We start from the raw sequence: 16,575 nt of genomic DNA, 5'->3' as shown, positions 1-16,575 counted from the left end.
GTCATATATTTCAACCCGGTAACAAAGTGTCGACGCCGAGACATTCCGGACATCACCCGGCAAACAAAACTGCGCAGCATCGCCGCCAGTTCTTGCCAGGAAGCAACCTATGTCCCGTTCATTTTCCGCCTCCCGTTCAGCGCGCTCTGCCGTGCTGGCCCTGTCGCTGCTGGCCGCGGGCGGCTGCAGCCAACGCGCTCCCGCCACGGCGATGTGCGGCAACGTCGCCTATCAGCTCAGCGACCCGGCAGAACCCGCCAACCGCGCGGTATTCGCCTTCAACCGCAGCGTCGATGACTACCTGCTGGCCCCCGTCGCCCGGGGCTATGCAGCGCTGCCCGGTTTCGCCCGCCAGGGCCTGCACAATTTTGCCAGCAACTTCGCCGAGCCCAAGGTGTTCGTCAACGATGTGCTGCAGGGCAATGGCGAGCGGGCGATGACCAGCCTCACGCGCTTCATCTTCAACACCACCCTGGGTGTGGCGGGGCTGGTCGATGTGTCGGGGAAAATGGGGCTGAGCCAGCACCGTTCGGACTTTGGCCAGACCTTCGGCGTGTGGAACATCGCCAATGGCCCGATCGTCGAGCTGCCGCTGCTGGGTTCACACAACCTGCGCGATGCCACCGGCACGGTACTGGGCATGGCGCTGGACCCGCTTGGCGGCAACAGCGATACCGTCGCCACCCTGGGCAACGTCGCCACGGCGGGTGGCATCGTCGACGCACGGGCCGAAGCCCTGCCATTGACCGACCTGCTGCGCACCTGGCCGGATTACTACGTTGCGCTGCGTGACTACACCGCGCAACGGCGCAGCAACCGGGTGGCAGAAGGCAAGGCCGGCGAGCCGGGCGCATGGCAGGTCGATTGTGCCGGGGGTGGCCGTGGCAACTGATAGCCAAACCGCCGTGCTGTTGTTCAGGCGCCTGGAAGGCGCCGCCCGACAGCCGCTGCTGCTGCATGAGCTGGAAGCCCGCCTGTCTGCCGATGGCCGCAGCCTGGTGCTGAGCCGCTACCGGGAACGCTTTACCGGCGACGGCAAACCCTGCCGCCACGAGGCTCACCGCAGCGTACCGATTGCCACCTTGCTGCGCTGGATGGCTCGCCAGGAAGCGTGAAGGAAGCGCAGCGGATTGGGCAATGTCCGAAACGCGACAGTGGCTGCCCGTTCGGCGTGAGACAGGCAAGCAGGGCGCTGGCTACCCTCCTCTGGCAATGCCTTGCTCCCTTTCGACAGAAGAACTTCGCCCATGACGATTCCCTCCGCCTCCATGGCCGCCAACACGCCTGCCGACCGACCCCAGGGCTTTCTGGTCCGCATCGTCGGCGCTGCCGCGTTCGCCCATCTGCTCAACGACCTGATCCAGGCCGTGCTGCCGTCGATCTACCCGATGCTCAAGAGCGATTTCGCGCTGAGCTTCGCCCAGGTCGGCTGGATTGCCCTGGTCTACCAGGTAACCGCCTCGCTGTTGCAACCCTGGGTCGGCCTGTACACCGACAAGCACCCGCAACCCTACCTGCTGCCGGCTGGCATGCTGGTGACCCTGGTGGGCATCGCCCTGCTCGCCTGCGCCGGCAGCTACACCATGCTGCTGGTGGCCGCCGCAGTGGTCGGCGTGGGCTCGGCCACCTTCCACCCGGAAGCCTCACGGGTGGCGCGGATGGCCTCCGGCGGCCGCTTCGGCACTGCGCAATCGACCTTCCAGGTGGGCGGCAACACCGGCTCGGCGCTTGGCCCGCTGCTGACCGCCGCCATCGTCATTCCGCATGGCCAGCCCGCCATCGCCTGGTTCATGCTGGCAGCTGCGCTGGCGGTGTGGGTGCTGTGGCGGGTGACCGGCTGGACCATGAGCCACGGCCAGACCCGGCTCAACACCTTCGCCGGCCAGCAGCCGCCCGGGCTGGCACGTGGCGCCATGTGGCGCGCGGTGGCGGTGATCGCCGTGCTGATGTTCGCCAAGTTCGTCTACATCGCTTCGTTCACCAACTTCTTCACCTTCTACCTGATCGACCATTTCGGCCTGAGCGTGCAGCACAGCCAGCTGTACCTGTTCGTGTTCCTCGCAGCGGTGGCGCTGGGCACCTTCGCCGGCGGCCCGGTGGGTGACCGGATCGGGCGCAAGGCAGTGATCTGGGTCTCGTTCCTTGGCGTGGCCCCCTTCGCCCTCGCCCTGCCCCACGCCAACCTGGCCTGGACGGCGGTCCTCGCGGTGCTGATCGGCCTGGTGATGTCATCGGCCTTCGCCGCCCTGGTGGTGTATGCCCAGGAGGCCGTGCCGGGCCGGGTCGGCATGGTGTCGGGGGTGATGTTCGGCTTGATGTTCGGTATCAGCGGCATCGGTGCCGCCGGGCTCGGCGAGCTGGCCGACCGGCATGGCATCGAGTGGGTGTACCAGGCCATCGCGTTCCTGCCGCTGCTGGGGCTGGCCACTGCGCTGCTGCCGGCAACCCGCTCGCAAGCCCGCCCCGCCCGCTGCTGTTAAAGTGGCCGGGCCCGGCAGCCTGAACACGAGGTAGCAATGCTCAAACCGCAGCAGGAATTGCTGGTGGAGGTCGATGAATGGACCTGGGAAGTGGGTAGCCGCGCAACCGACTACCCGACCGACTGGTTCATCGAGCCGCACAGCCATGCCAAGCATCAGCTGATCTATGCCATCAAAGGCCTGATGATCGTCGAATCCGGCAATGAACGCTGGACCGTGCCACCCAGCCGCGGGGTGTGGATGCCCTGCGGCCAGGTGCACGCGATACGCTGCGTGGGCGAGGTGAAGATGCGCAGTGTGTTCGTGCGCACCGACACCGCCGTTCAGTTGCCCGGGCAGAGCAAGGCGATCAGCATCTCGCCGTTGCTCAGCGAACTGATCAAGGCCTCGGTGGGCTTCGCGGCGCCGTTTGCCGATGACTCGCGCGAAGGCCGGGTGATGCGCCTGATCCTCGATGAGATCTGCGTGCTGCCCACCCTGCCGCTGAAGCTGGCGCAGCCCGGCGACAGGCGCCTGCGGGCGATCTGCGCGGCATTGCAGCAACGCCCTGACGATAACGCCACCTTGGCCGACTGGGGCCTGCAACTGGGGGTGGATGAAAAGACCATCCAGCGCCTGTTCCGCAAGGAAACCGGCATGACCTTCGGCCAGTGGCGCCAGCAGGCGCGGCTGATGCAGGCGCTGGAACGGATCGCCCTGGGCGAGCGGATCATCGATGTCGCGGTGGCGCTGGGGTATGACAGCCCAAGCGCCTTCGCCAGCATGTTCAAGCGCCAGTTCGGCACCACGCCCAGCCAGTTCTTCAAATGACCGGCAAAACAAACATTGCACGATCTCACGCAGCAACCCGGTCATGGCGTGTACAGTAGGCTCACAACAAAGCCCAGAAGGAGCCCGGCACATGACCGCAACGCTGTCCCCCTTGCAGATCGACTGCGATTTCGACTCCGGCAACATTCAGGTACTGGATGCCAGCAACCCGGCCCGGGTGCACCTGGCCATTCGCCCCGACACCCACAGCGGCCACTACCAGTGGTTCCACTTCAAGGTCAGCGGGCTGACGCCAGGCCAGGTCCACCGCTTCAGCCTCGACAACGCCTCCGGCTCGTCCTACAAAAATGCCTGGAGCGGTTACAACGCCGTGGCCTCCTACGACCAGCAAAGCTGGTTCCGCGTACCCAGCCAGTACGATGGCACGGCGCTGTCGTTCGAGGTAACCGCCGAACAGCCGCAAATCTGGTTCGCCTACTTCGAACCCTACTCACGCGCCCGCCACAACCAGCTGATCGAACGTGCCCGGCAACTGCCAGGGGTCGAGTTGCTGGCCAGCGGCCGCAGCGTCCAGGGCCGCGACATTCCCCTGCTGCGTGCCGGCGATGGCGCCGCAGGCAAGCGCAAGCTGTGGCTGATTGCCCAGCAACACCCGGGCGAACACATGGCCGAATGGTTCATGGAAGGGGTCATCGACCGCCTGCAGGCCGACGACGCGGTGATCCGCCAATTGCTGGCCAAGGCCGACCTGTACCTGATCCCCAACATGAACCCCGACGGTGCCTTCCTCGGCCACCTGCGCACCAACTTCAAGGGCAAGGACCTCAACCGCGCCTGGCAGGACGCCAGTGTCGAGTTCAGCCCCGAGGTGTTCTTCGCCCAGGCGCAGATGAAGCAATACGGGGTGGATGCGTTCATCGACGTGCATGGCGACGAAGAGATTCCCCATGTGTTCACTGCGGCCTGCGAAGGCAACCCGGGCTATACGCCGCGGCTGGCGCAGCTGGAAGCGCAGTTCCGCAGCACCCTGTGCAGCCTGACCCGTGACTTCCAGACCGTGCACGGCTACACCCGTGACGAGCCGGGGCAGGCCAACACGACACTGGCCTGCAATGCCGTGGGGATGGCCCATGACTGCCTGTCGCTGACCCTGGAAATGCCGTTCAAGGACCACGACGACGCGCCCGACCCGGTCAGCGGGTGGTCGGGGGCACGGTCGAAGGCGCTGGCCGGGGCAGTGCTGGAGACCCTGGCACAGATGGTGGACGATTTGCGTTGAGCCGTGCCTGACCTCGGTTGCTGTCGGCGCAACTGTCTCGCCCGGCACCTGAACCTTGCACCGTCCTTGTGGGAGCGGGCATGCCCGCTCCTGAAGCTGGAAGTGCGTGGGTTGCTTCAGAACTGCACATCCAGAATCACACTGTCGGCGTAGCTGCCCGCTGGCGGTGTCGCCTGGTCGGTGTAGACCTTGGCGTTGTAGTTGAACACCTGGCTACCGGTCCCGGTACCCGCACCGGGGTTCACATCGGCATCGGCACTGGCCCGCCGTGCGGCCCCTACCGAACCCCAGCGCTGCGCCCCGGCGCTCTTGAAGATATCGTAGGCAAGGTAGTTGTTCGCCGCCGACTTCATGCGCCGCCGCCCGCCGGCCACGTTCTTGCCATCGTCCAGGCCAACGGTGTAATCACTGCCCTTGGTGCACGACACGCTGAGGTTCTGGCTGACCGTACCGAACCCCGCCACCACCGGTGCACTGGCGAAACTGATGTCGGGCGTGGTGATCTGGCAGTCATTGGTCACCGTCAGGCTCACCGTCAGGGTCTTGCTGCCGCTGCCAGTGTCCCGGCCTATGCAAAGCCCGCCAAGCCCGATCCCCTCGCAATAATCCCAGGCCCATTCGACGTTGAGGGTTTCCTGGTAGGCCCCTGCGGCAACGTTGCTGCCCACCTGCGTGCGCATGTAGAGCGGCACGTTCCTGGGGGTACCGTTGAGCAGGCCCAGCAGATCGAGGATGCCGGTGGAGCGGTATTCGAAGGCGCTGCCACGGGTGATCGGATAGCTGGTGGTGGCGTCGGCATACAGCGTGTAGGGGATGACATCCCCGGTTGGCCCCACCAGGCCGCTGGTGGTGGCAGTGATCTTGATCTTGAACGAGTCAGTGCTGCTGAGCACGCTGACCACCGAACCATTGCACTGCAGGCCCGAATTGGTACTGGAGGCCATCTGCACCGTACTGCGTACCTGAGTCGAGTTCAGCGAGCCGAATGCCGCTGGCGCGGTCACCACGGAAGTGCACTTGGCCCAGGCCGTACCCGCCCCCAAGCACAAGGCGCAGGCCAGCAATCCGCGCCAGCAGCCCATCACTTGCATTCCAACGGGCCGATCAGGGGGATCGAGCCCTGCGCTTCAGGCAGGTCGAACGCTACCCGGCACTGCCCGCCGCCGGCCAGCTCCACCTGCAGGCTGTTGTGCGGCGCCAGGTTTTCCAGGTACACCAGGCCATCCCATCCGACGACGGCCTGGCTGCCAGTTTCGACATGGGTGACGCGGCTGCCCAGCGTGAGCACCTGCCGGTTGGCGTCCACCAGTTCGACGCTGGCCGCCAGCACGCGCCGCAGCGGGAACTCCAGCAGGTAGCCGCTGCCACGGCGCACCGCCACGCGCTGCTCCACTTCGGTGGCAAGGATATCCGGCGGCAAGTCCATCGGGTCGATTTCGTACTTGCCGCGGTAGTAACCGCTGCTGTACGGCACCAGCAGATGGCCCCCGGCATCGGTGCGGCCGACCTCCTGGTTTTCATAGCGCACCGGCACATCGGCGTAACCATCGGTGCTGACCAGCACGAAGGCATCGTCGATGCGGTTGGCGGCGAACAGCCCTGCATCCATCCACACCAGCGATCCGCTGGCATCGGCCCAACGGGTCATCTCACCCGTGCTGCCATACACACCTGCCTGCAACTGCACCGACTGCAAGCGCCAGGTGACATCGGCCTGGCGGTAGGCATCGCGCTCGCTACCGGCGGCATAGCCCAGGTTGTAACCGACACCGCCACCAACGGGCACCGCGCGGCTGTAGTTCACGCGCTGCAGGCGCTCGCCCTGCTGGCTGCGCTCCAGGGCCATGGCCAGGGTGCCGTGCAGGTCGAACGGTATCACCAACTGCGCCTGCACCGCCCACTGGCTGTCCCCCAGTTCGCGGTTGGCCGACAGGTACAGGCTGCTGCTGCCCCACAGTGGCTTGCTGTAGCTGAGGTTGAGCAGCCGGGTACGGGTGCCGTCGCCCGCCCGCACGTCGAAGTAGCCGGCGCCGAGGTTGCCGTACTGGTTCAGGTTCAGGCTGAACGTGACCTGTTCGCTGCGCTGGCTCAGTTGCAGGTCCTGGCTGTCGACACGGGTCAGGTCGGCGTAGCTGCCGTAACGCTGCAGGCGCTGGTAGCTGAAGCCGATGCGCTGGCTGTTGTACTGGTAGCCGAGGGCGACCTGATGCCCGTTGTCCCCCTCGAACTGGCTCTGCGCCAGGGCCGCGTTGAGTACACCCAGGTTGCCCAGGCGCATGTTGCCGCCCATCCCGCCCAGCATCAGCGATTCGGCGCTCTCGGCATGGCTTTCCAGAGTGAAGCTGTCGCTGACCCCGTAGCGCAGGCTGGCCGAGCTAACCCCGGGGCCGTAGGCGAAATCGCGCACGCCATAATCCCGGCGCAGGCTACCGCCAGACATCGAATAATCCACCAGGCCTTTTTGCAGCAGGCTGCTGGTGACATAGAACGGCAAGGTGGTCGACACCTGCCGGCCAAGCGCATCGGTGGTGACCACTACGGCCTCCCCGGCACCATTGATGAACGGTACGTTGGTCAAGGTGTAGGGGCCAGGTTGCAGCTCGCTGGTGCTGGCCTTGTAGCCATTGATGAACAGGTCGAGCGAGGTCGGTACCGCCGCTTCGCCAGCGAACGCCGGCAACGGATAGGTGACCAGGTCGGGACGTATCGCGAAGTCGCGAGACAGGCGCAAGCCGCCCACCCGCACCGAACTGCTCCAGGGCAAGGCGCCGGTCACCAGGTCACCGGCTTCGTAAGTCAACAGGCGCTGCTCGTCGGTAAAGCGCCAGCTGGTGTCGTAACGCAAGAAGCCCTGCTGCGTCTCGCCGCCCGGCGCACCGTTGAACGACTGGCGCCACTGCCCGGTGCTGGAGAACGTGCCCCAGCTGTCGAACAGGCGCAGCTCATTCCAGGCCGCCAGGTAGCTGCCAGCATCATCGCTGTCGTTGAGGTACAGGTCGTAGTTGAACAAGGCACCGAAGCTGCTGCGCGCCTCAGTCGCCGGGTACAGGTTGCGCTCGCCCACCTGCTGGTCGGGCAGCCAGGCGGGCGGTACCTGTAGCTGCAGCCGCTGGTTCTGGCTGTCGTAGTCGGTGTGCAACCCCGCGATGGCCTCCAGGGCCAGTTCACCCTGGGGGTTGCCTGGCAGCGAGACACCGGCCGCGCGCAACACCTCGCTGTCCAGATAGAGCCGCCCGGCGCGCTGCTGCACCGCCACCAATTCAGCCTTGGGCATCTGGTTCACCAGCAGCTCGAGGTACAGCGTGGCATCGGCGATGGCGGACACTTCCGTGGGTGGCGGCGGCAGCTCGTCGGCCAGCACCAGGCCGGAGCCGAGCATGGCCAGCCGCAGGCACCAGCGGGGCACCCTCGTCAGCCACCTCACACACGGATTCCTGCCATTGCCGGGTCCCCCCTGGCCCACGAGCAACATTCAGGCGCTGGCTCATTGGCCCTGGCGGATGGCGTCCGCGCTGCTCTGGCCGTTCACCCGCCCTTTCAACTCGCTGCCCGCATGCACAGCCAGCGGCGCCGGCCAGCGCATGCTGGCCCCCGGCAGTACATAGCCCAGCAGGCCCTCGGCCAGGGCCTTGCTCTGGCTACCCTGCTGCACCACCACATCGGTCAGGCGTGCGTGCACCGGGCCGGTATTGCGCAGCTCCACATAGGGCTTGCCCTGCACGGTCACCGCACGCCAGCTGAGTTGCGGCTTGCCCATGCCCTCGGCAGTGCGCTTGCCCTCCGGGTCGGCCCTGCTCCACAGGCCTTCGCCGTAGACGAACAGCGGTACCGAATAACGCATCTGCAGGCGGATTGCCGCCGTGGTGCCAGGCTCGGCCTTGTCGACCGCAATGGCCGGCGGGATTTCGTCAATGATGATGCGGTAGGCCTGCTCCTGGCCGACTGGCGAGGGCGCGGTGCGGGTCAGGCGGATCAGTTGCCTCTGCCCGGGCGCGATGCTTGCCACGGGCGGGCTACCGATGATCTCGCGCTGCGCCTGGAACTGCTCCTGGTAGTCAGCCTGGCGCCAGGCGAACACCCGCACCTGCAGGTTGGCCGCCGTGGTGCCGCGGTTTTCCAGCCACAGCGCGCCGGCTTTCTGGTCAGCTTCCAGGACCGGATCGATCGGCCAGATCAGCACCGAGGTGGCCGCGCCGGCCGGCAGGCTCGCCAGCCACAACGCTGCTATCCACCCACGCCCCCAACCACGCGCCCACTTCGCGCCTGCCCCCATGAATCTCTCCTTGAATACTGGTTTGCTGCCGCTGTGTTCACCAGCTCACCGTCACTTGCACCACGTCGGTATAGGCCCCGGCCGGCAGCGTACCGGTCAGCTGGACCCGCCCGTACACCGGCAGCTTGATCGCCGTCGGGTCGCTGTAGCTCACGGCCACGCTCTGGCCGATCCCCAGGTTCTGGCTGTAGGCGGCATCCTGGTACAGCTGGTATGCCAGCACCTGGGTGCCGCCAGTGCGCTTGAGGTTACGTGTGCCGCCGGCACTGTTCTGCCCGCCATCCACGCTCATGTTCAAGGCCACCCCCGGGGTGCACTGGAAGGTCACCGTGGAGCCGCCCAGCGAGGTGCCGAGAACCCCGCTGGCCAGCGCCGACTGCGAGCCATAGTCAAGCGTTCCGTAGCTGCTGACACCCCCCACCACCAGGCACCCGGCGACGATCTGCGCGGTTACCGCAAAGCTGCTGGAGGTCGCCGCATCCAGCGGCGCGGCCAGCAGCACGCCAAGGCAGGTCAGCCCACCCGCCAGCCAACTGCGCATGGCTCAGAACGACAGCTCGACAGACACCGTGTCGGTGTACACCCCTGCCGGCAGGCCCGCCTTGCCACGTGCCTGGCCGTACAGGTTGACGGTCTGGGCCACGCCGGTGCTGGTCGGCAAGGTGATGGTGCCGTCGATGGCCAGCAGTTGCGAGTGCCCGGCATCGGTGTAGAAGTCGTACGGCACGTAATGGCCGGCGCCATCGGCCAGCGCACGCGTGCCCCCGGTCGACTGGCCGTCGTTGAGGCCAGCCCGCACCCGGATCACCGGGATCGTACCGGCCGAACACAGCACGCTCATCGCCCCCCCGCCACCGCCCAATACCTGGGCGCCGGCGGTGGTGAACAGGGCATCCTGCGTGCCGAAATTCAAGCTACCGAAGTTCATCCCCGAGGTGCCCGAGCTGCCATTGACCTGGCATGCCGCGGTCAGGGTCAGCGTCGAGCTGATGGTCCCGGTCGTGGCGGCATGCGCCTGGAAGGCCAGCGCCAGGCCCAGACTGGCAAGGATGCAGCATGAAAGGTTCGATCGCATCGGCGTCTCCTAAGCGTTGTTACCAGTCCAGGGTCACTCTCAGGGTGTCACGGTACAGCCCGGCCGGCAGGGCACGCGGATGCGCCACCACCACACCGTAAATAGGAATAGGCACCTGGCGGGTGCCGCTGATGGTGAAGGCACGCGCCTGGCCGATGCCGTAGCGGCTGTTGCCACCCGGGTCGATGGCCAGTTGATAGGGAATCAGTTCGCGGCCGTTGCTCAGCCGCCGTATGCCATCGCCGCCATTCAGGCCGCCGTTGATGCGCACGTTGAACGCCCGAACCCCAGGGGTGCAGCTGATCTGCAGGCTACCCTGGCCACTCAGGTCATCGACCTGGCTGCGCAGCGGCTGGTCCCAGCCAAGGCCGCGCTCGCCGAAATCCAGCACGCCGGGGTTGCCCACCACGGTCGCTTGCGTGCCGTTGCTGCTGACCTGGCAGGCTGCGCTGATCACCAGGCGTGCCTGGATGAAGCCGGTGCTGGTGCCATGCGCGGCACCGCTGGTGACCAGCAATGGGCCCAGGGCAAGTAGCAGGATCGAGGTTCGGCTCATGGCCGTCGAGTTGCTGTGCATGACGGCAGCCCTACCAGGTGAGGGTGATCTTGAGCAGGTCGGCATACCTGCCCGCCTGCGGTACCCAGGCCAGCTTGTCGATGCGTGCGTACAACGGCAGCTCGGCCGAGCCGCTGTCCGGCACCCGCGCCGAAAGCGCCACATTCACTGCCAACGGTTCGCGCCAGGCAGCATCGCGGAACAGCCGGTAAGGGATCGGCCGGGCCTTGTCATCGTCGCTGGCGAGAAAACGCAGCTCGCCGATGCCGCCATGCTGGCCTCCATCGACGCGCACCTGATACGGAGTTTGCGGATTGCATTCCAGGCGTGGCGGGCGCTGGCTCAGCAGCACACCGCTGAGCGGCGCACCTGGGCCGTCAAGGCGGGCAGCCGCGCCCAAGTCGACAAGCCCCAGCGCCTGAGCGCCGGCGTCGCGCGGTTGGCCGACCAGCATGCAGCCGCGCTGCACCAGCACGCGTACCTCCACCAGGAAGTCCGTCGCCGTGGCGCTGGTGCTCACCATCAGGCCCAACAGCGCGGGCAGGAAGCGCTCCGTCACCTTGATTATCCTTGTCGATGTGTGCAGACCTGAGCGTAGCAGCGAGTTGACATCATTGAGGTGGCGTACAGCCACTTTTTTTGTGTTAGCAACAAAGCGATAGGGCCCCGATAAAAACAGCCGGCCGGGTGCAGAACCCACCGCCGCTTCAGGCCTCCAATGCTCAAGGCCGGCACTGGTGGCGATAATCTGTTAGGGTGAAGCACTCTTATCCTGCACCAGGCACCTACGGCACGCATGGACAGACATGACAGGAGCGTTTCATCGATGACTGCACACAGCACGCTCACCCAGGCCCTTGAACGCTGTGCCCAGGAGCCGATCCGGCTGCCTGGCAGCATCCAGCCCCACGGGTTCCTGCTGGTGCTGGACGAAGCCGATCTGCGCGTGCTCCAGGCCAGTGAAAATGTCGAGCAGTGGCTGGGCATACCCGCCAGGGAAATCCTCGGTTGCAGCTTTGCCGAGCTGGTCAGCGCTGACTTCGACCTGCGTCTGCACCTGGCCCGCCAGCCCGAGGACGAAGCGTTTCCGTTCCATATCGGTGACGTGCAACTGCGCCAGGGCGCACCGTACAGCCACACACTGCACCTGCTGACACACCGTCACGACCAGGTCCTGATTGCCGAGTTCGAACCCCCACGGCTGCCGGACGACCTTGCCGCACAGGGTGATTACTACCCGCTGGTGCGCAGCTTCGTCGGCCGTCTGCACCAGGCCGCCAGCCTTGACGAACTGCTGCAGCAAACCGTGCTGCAACTCAAGCGCATTACCGGTTTTGGCAGGGTCAAGGCCTACCGTTTCGATGCCGAAGGCAACGGCCAGGTGCTGGCCGAAGCGGTCGACCCGGGCTACCCCAGTTACCTGGGCCTGTGCTTCCCGGCGTCCGATATTCCGCCGCAGGCGCGCGAACTTTACCGGGTCAACCGCATCCGTGTGATCGAGGATGCCAATTACCAGCCCTCACCGCTGCTGCCCGCGGCCAACCCGCGCACCGGCAAGCCGCTGGACCTGAGCTTTGCTGCGCTGCGCAGCGTTTCGCCGGTGCACCTGCAATACATGCGCAATATGGGCACCCTGGCCTCGATGTCGCTGTCGATCGTGGTTGACGGGCAATTGTGGGGGCTGGTGTCCTGCCACCACCAGCAGCCACGCCCGGTGGACCTGCGCACCCGCACCGCCTGCGAACTGCTGGCCAGCGTGCTGTCGTTGCAGATCGAGTCACGCGAGTCGCACGCCAACACGCGTCAGCTGCTGCAGCTGCGCCAGCACATCGTGCGCATGATTTCCTCGATGGCCGACCATGACAGTGTCAGCGACGGCCTGCGCGATCTGCCAGATGTGTTGCTGGCCTTCGCCGGTGCCCAGGGGGCTGCGGTCATCTCGGCCGAACGTTGCGACCTGATCGGCAAGACCCCGCCCGCCGCGCAAGTCACTGCGCTGGTGCACTGGCTGACGCAACGGGGCGAAGAGACCGTCTTCCACAGCGACAACCTGCAGCGCGACATCGACGAACTGCCCGAGCTCGCCGCCCATGCGGGTGGTGTGCTGGCCGTCGCCATCTCGCAGATCCATTCGCATTACCTGCTGTGGTTCCGCCCCGAGCAGGTGCGCACGGTTAACTGGGCCGGGCAACCGACCAAGCAGGTCGGGCCGCAGGGCAACCTCGACCCACGTCACAGTTTCGAACGTTGGCAGGAACAGCTGCGCGGCTACTGCGAGCCCTGGCACCCACTGGTCATCGAAGGCGTGCTGGAGCTGCGCACCGCCGTGCTCGGCATCGTCCTGCGCAAGGCCGAGGAGCTGGCGCAGCTGGCCGGCGAACTGCGCCGCTCGAACAAGGAGCTTGAAGCTTTTTCCTACAGCGTATCGCACGACCTGCGTGCGCCGTTGCGGCATATTGCCGGCTACACCGAACTGCTCGCGGAAATCGAGGAGCAGAGCCTGAGCGAGCGTGGCAAACGCTTCCTGCACCACATCCATGAAGCCGCACACTTTGCCGGCAGCCTGGTGGACAACCTCCTCAACTTCTCGCAAATGGGCCGCTCCGCCCTGCGCCTGTCGGACGTCGACCTCAATGCGTTGGTCGAAGCCGTTCGCAGTGAGCTGGCCCCCGACTATGAAGGCCGTGAAATCATCTGGGACATCGCCCCGTTGCCCAAGGTGATCGGTGACCCTGCCTTCATCAACCTGGCCTTGCACAACCTGCTGGCCAACGCCATCAAGTACACGCGTGGCCGCACCCCGGCGCGCATCGGCATCAGCGCCGTGCAGCACCCGGACGAAATCGAGGTGTGCATTCGCGACAACGGTGTAGGCTTCGACATGGCCTACGCCAACAAGCTGTTCGGCGTGTTCCAGCGCCTGCACCGCATGGAAGATTTCGAAGGCACCGGCATCGGCCTGGCGAGCGTGCGGCGCATTATCGAACGTCATGACGGCCGGGTCTGGGCCCACGGCAAGGTCGACCAGGGCGCCACCTTCCACTTCACCCTCCCGCGCCACCCCGCGACCACCTGAGGCACCGCTACCATCATGCTCAAACCCATCCTGCTGGTCGAAGACAATCCACGCGACCTGGAGCTGACCCTTCTGGCGCTGGAGCGCAGCCAGTTGGCCAACGAAGTCATCGTGCTGCGTGACGGTGCCGAGGCACTGGACTACCTGCTGCGCCGCAATGCCTACGCCGAACGTGACGACGGCAACCCCGCCGTGCTGTTGCTCGACCTGAAACTGCCGAAGGTCGACGGCCTGGAGGTGCTCAAGGAAGTGCGCGCCACCGCCGAACTGCGCAGCATCCCGACCGTCATGCTGACATCGTCGCGGGAAGAGCCCGACCTGTTGCGCGCCTATGAGCTGGGGGTGAACGCCTATGTGGTCAAGCCGGTGGAATTCAAGGAATTCGTCGCCGCCATCTCCGACCTGGGCATTTTCTGGGCAGTACTCAACGAACCCCCACCCGGCTCGCTGCGCCTGAACCGGCGCGGCAGCAACTGAGGCCGCCGCGACGATGCAGCCAACGCCGCTGAAACTGCTGATGGTCGAAGACAGCTCGATGGATGCCGAGCTGACCCTGATGCGCCTGGAGCGCAGCGGGCTGCATGTGCAGGCGCAACTGGTGTTCGACCATGTCGGCGTGGAGCACGCCCTGCGCGAGGCCCGCTACGACCTGATCCTGTGCGACTGCGTGCTGCCGGGCTCGTCCGGCACCGAAGTGCTGGCCATCGCCCAGCGCCTGGCCCCGGACGTTCCGTTCATCTTCCTTTCCGGCATCTATGGCGAAGAGCATGCGGTGGAAATGATCCGCCTGGGTGCCACCGACTATGTGCTGAAGAAAAACCTGCCACTGCTGCCCAAGGCGGTGCGCCGCGCCCTGACCGAGGTACAGGAACGCCAGCGCCGACGCCGCGCCGAAGAAGCCCTGGCCGACGTCGAGGCACGGGCACGCTTTGCCATCGACGCTGCCGGCATGGGCACCTGGGACATGCGCCCGCAAGAGGGCCTGTTGTTGTGGGACGACCGCTGCAAGACCCTGTTCGGCCTGCCCACCAGCACCGAAATGACCCTGGACGTGTTCTACGCCGGCATCTACCCCGACGACCTGCCGCTGGTGCGCGAGGCGGTGGAGCGTGCCATGCGCCCGGAAAGCGGCGGCCAGTACCGGGTGGAATTTCGCATCGAGCAGCCTCATGGCCGGGAGCCGCGGTGGTTGCTCAGCAGCGGCCAGAGCCAGTTCGTCGGCAGCCAGTGCGTGCGCTTCTCCGGCGTACTGCAGGACATCCATACCCAGCGCCTGGCCACCCAGGCACTGCGCCAGCTCAACGAGATGCTCGGGGAACGGGTCGAGCGTCGTACCCGTGAGCGCGACCGCGCCTGGGAACTGTCACAGGACTTGCTGGCGGTGCTCAACAAGGACCTGACCCCGGTCGCGCTGAACCCCGCCTGGGAGGCCAGCCTGGGCTTTTCCCGCGAGCGCCTGAGCCAGTCCTCGCTGCTGCACCTGCTGCCCGAGCCCGACCAGGAACTGCTGCTCACCGAACTGGCCGCCCTCGCCCATGGCCGCACCAGCGCCCGCTTCGTCGGGCGCGTCTTGCATGCCGGCGGCCAGCAGCGCTGGTTGTCGTGGGTGGTGGTGCCGGAAGACACCTTGCTGTACGTGGTGGCACGCGACATCACCAGCGAACGCGAGGCCGCCATGGGCCTGGCCGAAGCCAACGCGCGCCTGCGCGAACAGATCGACGAACGCGAACGCATCGAGGCAGCGCTGCAACAGATGCAGCGCCTGGAGGCGGTCGGCCAGCTGACCGCTGGCGTGGCCCACGACTTCAACAACCTGCTGACAGTGATCCTCACCGGTGCCAGCTTCCTCGAACGCGACCTGGCCAAGGGCAACCTGGACAAGGCCCGCTCGCGCCTCACGCACATCCGCGAAGCCGGCGAACGCGGCGCCAAGCTGACCTCGCAGTTGCTGGCTTTCTCACGCCGTCAGCGCCTGGAGCCGGTGCCGCTGAACCTCAACCGCACCCTGGCCGGCCTGGAGGAGCTGCTGCGCCGCACCTTGGGCGGCAATGTCTCGGTACGCCTGGACCTGGAGCCGACCCTGTGGCAGGCACTGACCGACCCGACCCAGACCGAGATGATCATCCTCAACCTGGCGATCAATGCCCGCGATGCCATGCCTGACGGTGGCCAACTGACCCTGGCGACCCGTAACACCCGTGTTGAGGCCCGCCCGCAACGCCCCGAAGACCCGGACCCGGGCGAATACGTGGTGCTGAGCATCCGCGACACCGGCTGCGGCATGAGCGAAGAGGTGCTGGCCAAGGTATTCGAGCCGTTCTTCACCACCAAGGACATCGGCAAGGGCTCGGGCCTGGGCCTGGCCCAGGTGTTCGGCTTCGCCAAGCAGTCCGGGGGTGGCGTGCACATCGACACCGTGCCGGGGCGCGGCACGCAGGTGGCGGTGTACCTGCCGGCGGTCAAGGATCAAGCGGTGAGTGAACCACTACCGCCGCTGCTCAGCCACTCGATCAGCGCAAGCGGCGGCAACCGGACGATACTGCTGGTGGATGACGACCACCTGGTGCGCGACATGCTTGGCGATGTGTTACGCCAGTATGGCTACCAGGTGCGCCAGGCACACAGCGGCGAACAGGCCCTGGCCTTGCTGGACGAGCGCATCGACTTGCTGCTGAGCGATTTCGCCATGCCCGAGTTCAACGGCGCACAACTGGCCTTGGCCGCACGCGAACGGTATCCGCACCTGCCAGTGGTGTTGCTTACCGGTTACGCGGAATTGCAGGGGCTGGAGCTGCCGGGCAGCCTGGTGGTGCAGAAGCCGGTCCAGGCCGATGAACTGGCCCGGGTGCTGAACGAGATGCTGACGACCAGGACCGCGTAGGCGCGGTCTTGTGTCGCGCCTGCAAGGGAACGCAAAAGGCAGATACGGCAAAGCCCGGCGCTTACTGCCCAAGCACCGGACCAAGATACGTTTGAAACTGGAAAATGGCAGGGGCGGCTGGATTCGAACCAACGCATGGCAGGATCAAAACCTGCTGCCTTACCGCTTGGCGACGCCCCTGTAT

Annotated in this window: 15 protein-coding genes and 1 tRNA gene; 8 read left to right on the top strand and 8 right to left on the bottom strand. The window is 66.1% G+C overall.

What is annotated here, in order from left to right; all coding sequences use genetic code 11:
* Positions 1-109 precede the first annotated feature (109 nt).
* The 5 genes from ACLEJP_RS00160 (at position 110) to ACLEJP_RS00140 (ending at position 4,530) form a co-directional block, all read left to right on the top strand.
* Positions 110-892 carry an MlaA family lipoprotein gene (locus ACLEJP_RS00160; protein ID WP_440803425.1) on the top strand — a complete coding sequence of 261 codons (783 nt, stop codon included), beginning with the start codon at positions 110-112 and terminating at the stop codon, positions 890-892.
* Entirely contained in the window at positions 882-1,115 is a 234-nt protein-coding gene (locus ACLEJP_RS00155) for a hypothetical protein (protein WP_440803423.1), read from the top strand. The genes ACLEJP_RS00160 and ACLEJP_RS00155 overlap by 11 nt, the downstream gene beginning before the upstream one ends.
* A 132-nt stretch (positions 1,116-1,247) precedes the next feature.
* Positions 1,248-2,480 carry an MFS transporter gene (locus ACLEJP_RS00150; RefSeq protein WP_440803421.1) on the top strand — a complete coding sequence of 411 codons (1,233 nt, stop codon included), beginning with the start codon at positions 1,248-1,250 and terminating at the stop codon, positions 2,478-2,480.
* Between the two features lie 36 nt (positions 2,481-2,516).
* Positions 2,517-3,290, top strand: coding sequence for an AraC family transcriptional regulator (locus tag ACLEJP_RS00145; RefSeq protein ID WP_440803419.1), 774 nt, complete (start codon positions 2,517-2,519; stop codon positions 3,288-3,290).
* A 91-nt stretch (positions 3,291-3,381) separates the two neighbouring features.
* Positions 3,382-4,530, top strand: a complete 1,149-nt coding sequence (locus ACLEJP_RS00140) for a M14 family metallopeptidase (protein ID WP_440803415.1) — start codon at positions 3,382-3,384, stop codon at positions 4,528-4,530.
* A gap of 116 nt (positions 4,531-4,646) precedes the next feature.
* On the opposite strand, the gene ACLEJP_RS00135 is transcribed toward ACLEJP_RS00140, so the two are convergent.
* The 7 genes from ACLEJP_RS00135 to ACLEJP_RS00105 form a co-directional block, all read right to left on the bottom strand.
* Positions 4,647-5,612 carry a Csu type fimbrial protein gene (locus ACLEJP_RS00135; protein ID WP_440803413.1) on the bottom strand — a complete coding sequence of 322 codons (966 nt, stop codon included), beginning with the start codon at positions 5,610-5,612 and terminating at the stop codon, positions 4,647-4,649.
* Entirely contained in the window at positions 5,612-7,909 is a 2,298-nt protein-coding gene (locus ACLEJP_RS00130) for a fimbria/pilus outer membrane usher protein (protein ID WP_440804428.1), read from the bottom strand. Before ACLEJP_RS00130 ends, ACLEJP_RS00135 begins: the two co-directional genes overlap by 1 nt.
* Before the next feature lie 105 nt (positions 7,910-8,014).
* Positions 8,015-8,803, bottom strand: coding sequence for a fimbrial biogenesis chaperone (locus tag ACLEJP_RS00125; RefSeq protein ID WP_440803411.1), 789 nt, complete (start codon positions 8,801-8,803; stop codon positions 8,015-8,017).
* A 37-nt stretch (positions 8,804-8,840) separates the two neighbouring features.
* The gene (locus ACLEJP_RS00120) at positions 8,841-9,344 is read right to left on the bottom strand and encodes a Csu type fimbrial protein (protein ID WP_440803409.1); all 504 of its coding nucleotides are present in this window, start codon (positions 9,342-9,344) and stop codon (positions 8,841-8,843) included.
* Between the two features lie 3 nt (positions 9,345-9,347).
* Positions 9,348-9,878 carry a Csu type fimbrial protein gene (locus ACLEJP_RS00115; RefSeq protein ID WP_440803407.1) on the bottom strand — a complete coding sequence of 177 codons (531 nt, stop codon included), beginning with the start codon at positions 9,876-9,878 and terminating at the stop codon, positions 9,348-9,350.
* A gap of 19 nt (positions 9,879-9,897) precedes the next feature.
* On the bottom strand, positions 9,898-10,434 hold the full coding sequence (locus ACLEJP_RS00110; RefSeq protein ID WP_440803405.1) for a Csu type fimbrial protein: 537 nt from the start codon (positions 10,432-10,434) through the stop codon (positions 9,898-9,900).
* A gap of 31 nt (positions 10,435-10,465) precedes the next feature.
* Positions 10,466-10,993 carry a Csu type fimbrial protein gene (locus ACLEJP_RS00105; RefSeq protein WP_440803403.1) on the bottom strand — a complete coding sequence of 176 codons (528 nt, stop codon included), beginning with the start codon at positions 10,991-10,993 and terminating at the stop codon, positions 10,466-10,468.
* A 267-nt stretch (positions 10,994-11,260) separates the two neighbouring features.
* On the opposite strand from ACLEJP_RS00105, the gene ACLEJP_RS00100 reads away from it, so the two are divergent.
* The 3 genes from ACLEJP_RS00100 to ACLEJP_RS00090 are packed head-to-tail and all read left to right on the top strand — an operon-like array spanning position 11,261 to position 16,391.
* Positions 11,261-13,510, top strand: coding sequence for an ATP-binding protein (locus ACLEJP_RS00100; protein WP_440803401.1), 2,250 nt, complete (start codon positions 11,261-11,263; stop codon positions 13,508-13,510).
* 15 nt (positions 13,511-13,525) lie between these two features.
* A complete protein-coding gene (locus ACLEJP_RS00095; RefSeq protein ID WP_225777195.1) occupies positions 13,526-13,987 on the top strand; it encodes a response regulator in 462 nt (153 codons plus the stop codon).
* Positions 13,988-14,000: 13 nt separating this feature from the next.
* On the top strand, positions 14,001-16,391 hold the full coding sequence (locus tag ACLEJP_RS00090) for a response regulator (RefSeq protein ID WP_440803397.1): 2,391 nt from the start codon (positions 14,001-14,003) through the stop codon (positions 16,389-16,391).
* A 105-nt stretch (positions 16,392-16,496) separates the two neighbouring features.
* Here the strand turns inward: ACLEJP_RS00090 and ACLEJP_RS00085 are convergent.
* Positions 16,497-16,571, bottom strand: a tRNA-Gln gene (locus ACLEJP_RS00085).
* Between the last annotated feature and the right edge of the window lie 4 nt (positions 16,572-16,575).

The organism is Pseudomonas sp. SMV7, from assembly GCF_052041995.1.
Classification (GTDB): Bacteria; Pseudomonadota; Gammaproteobacteria; order Pseudomonadales; family Pseudomonadaceae; genus Aquipseudomonas.
Note: the sequence above shows the minus strand (reverse complement) of the source record. Positions and strands in the feature narration are given on the sequence as shown.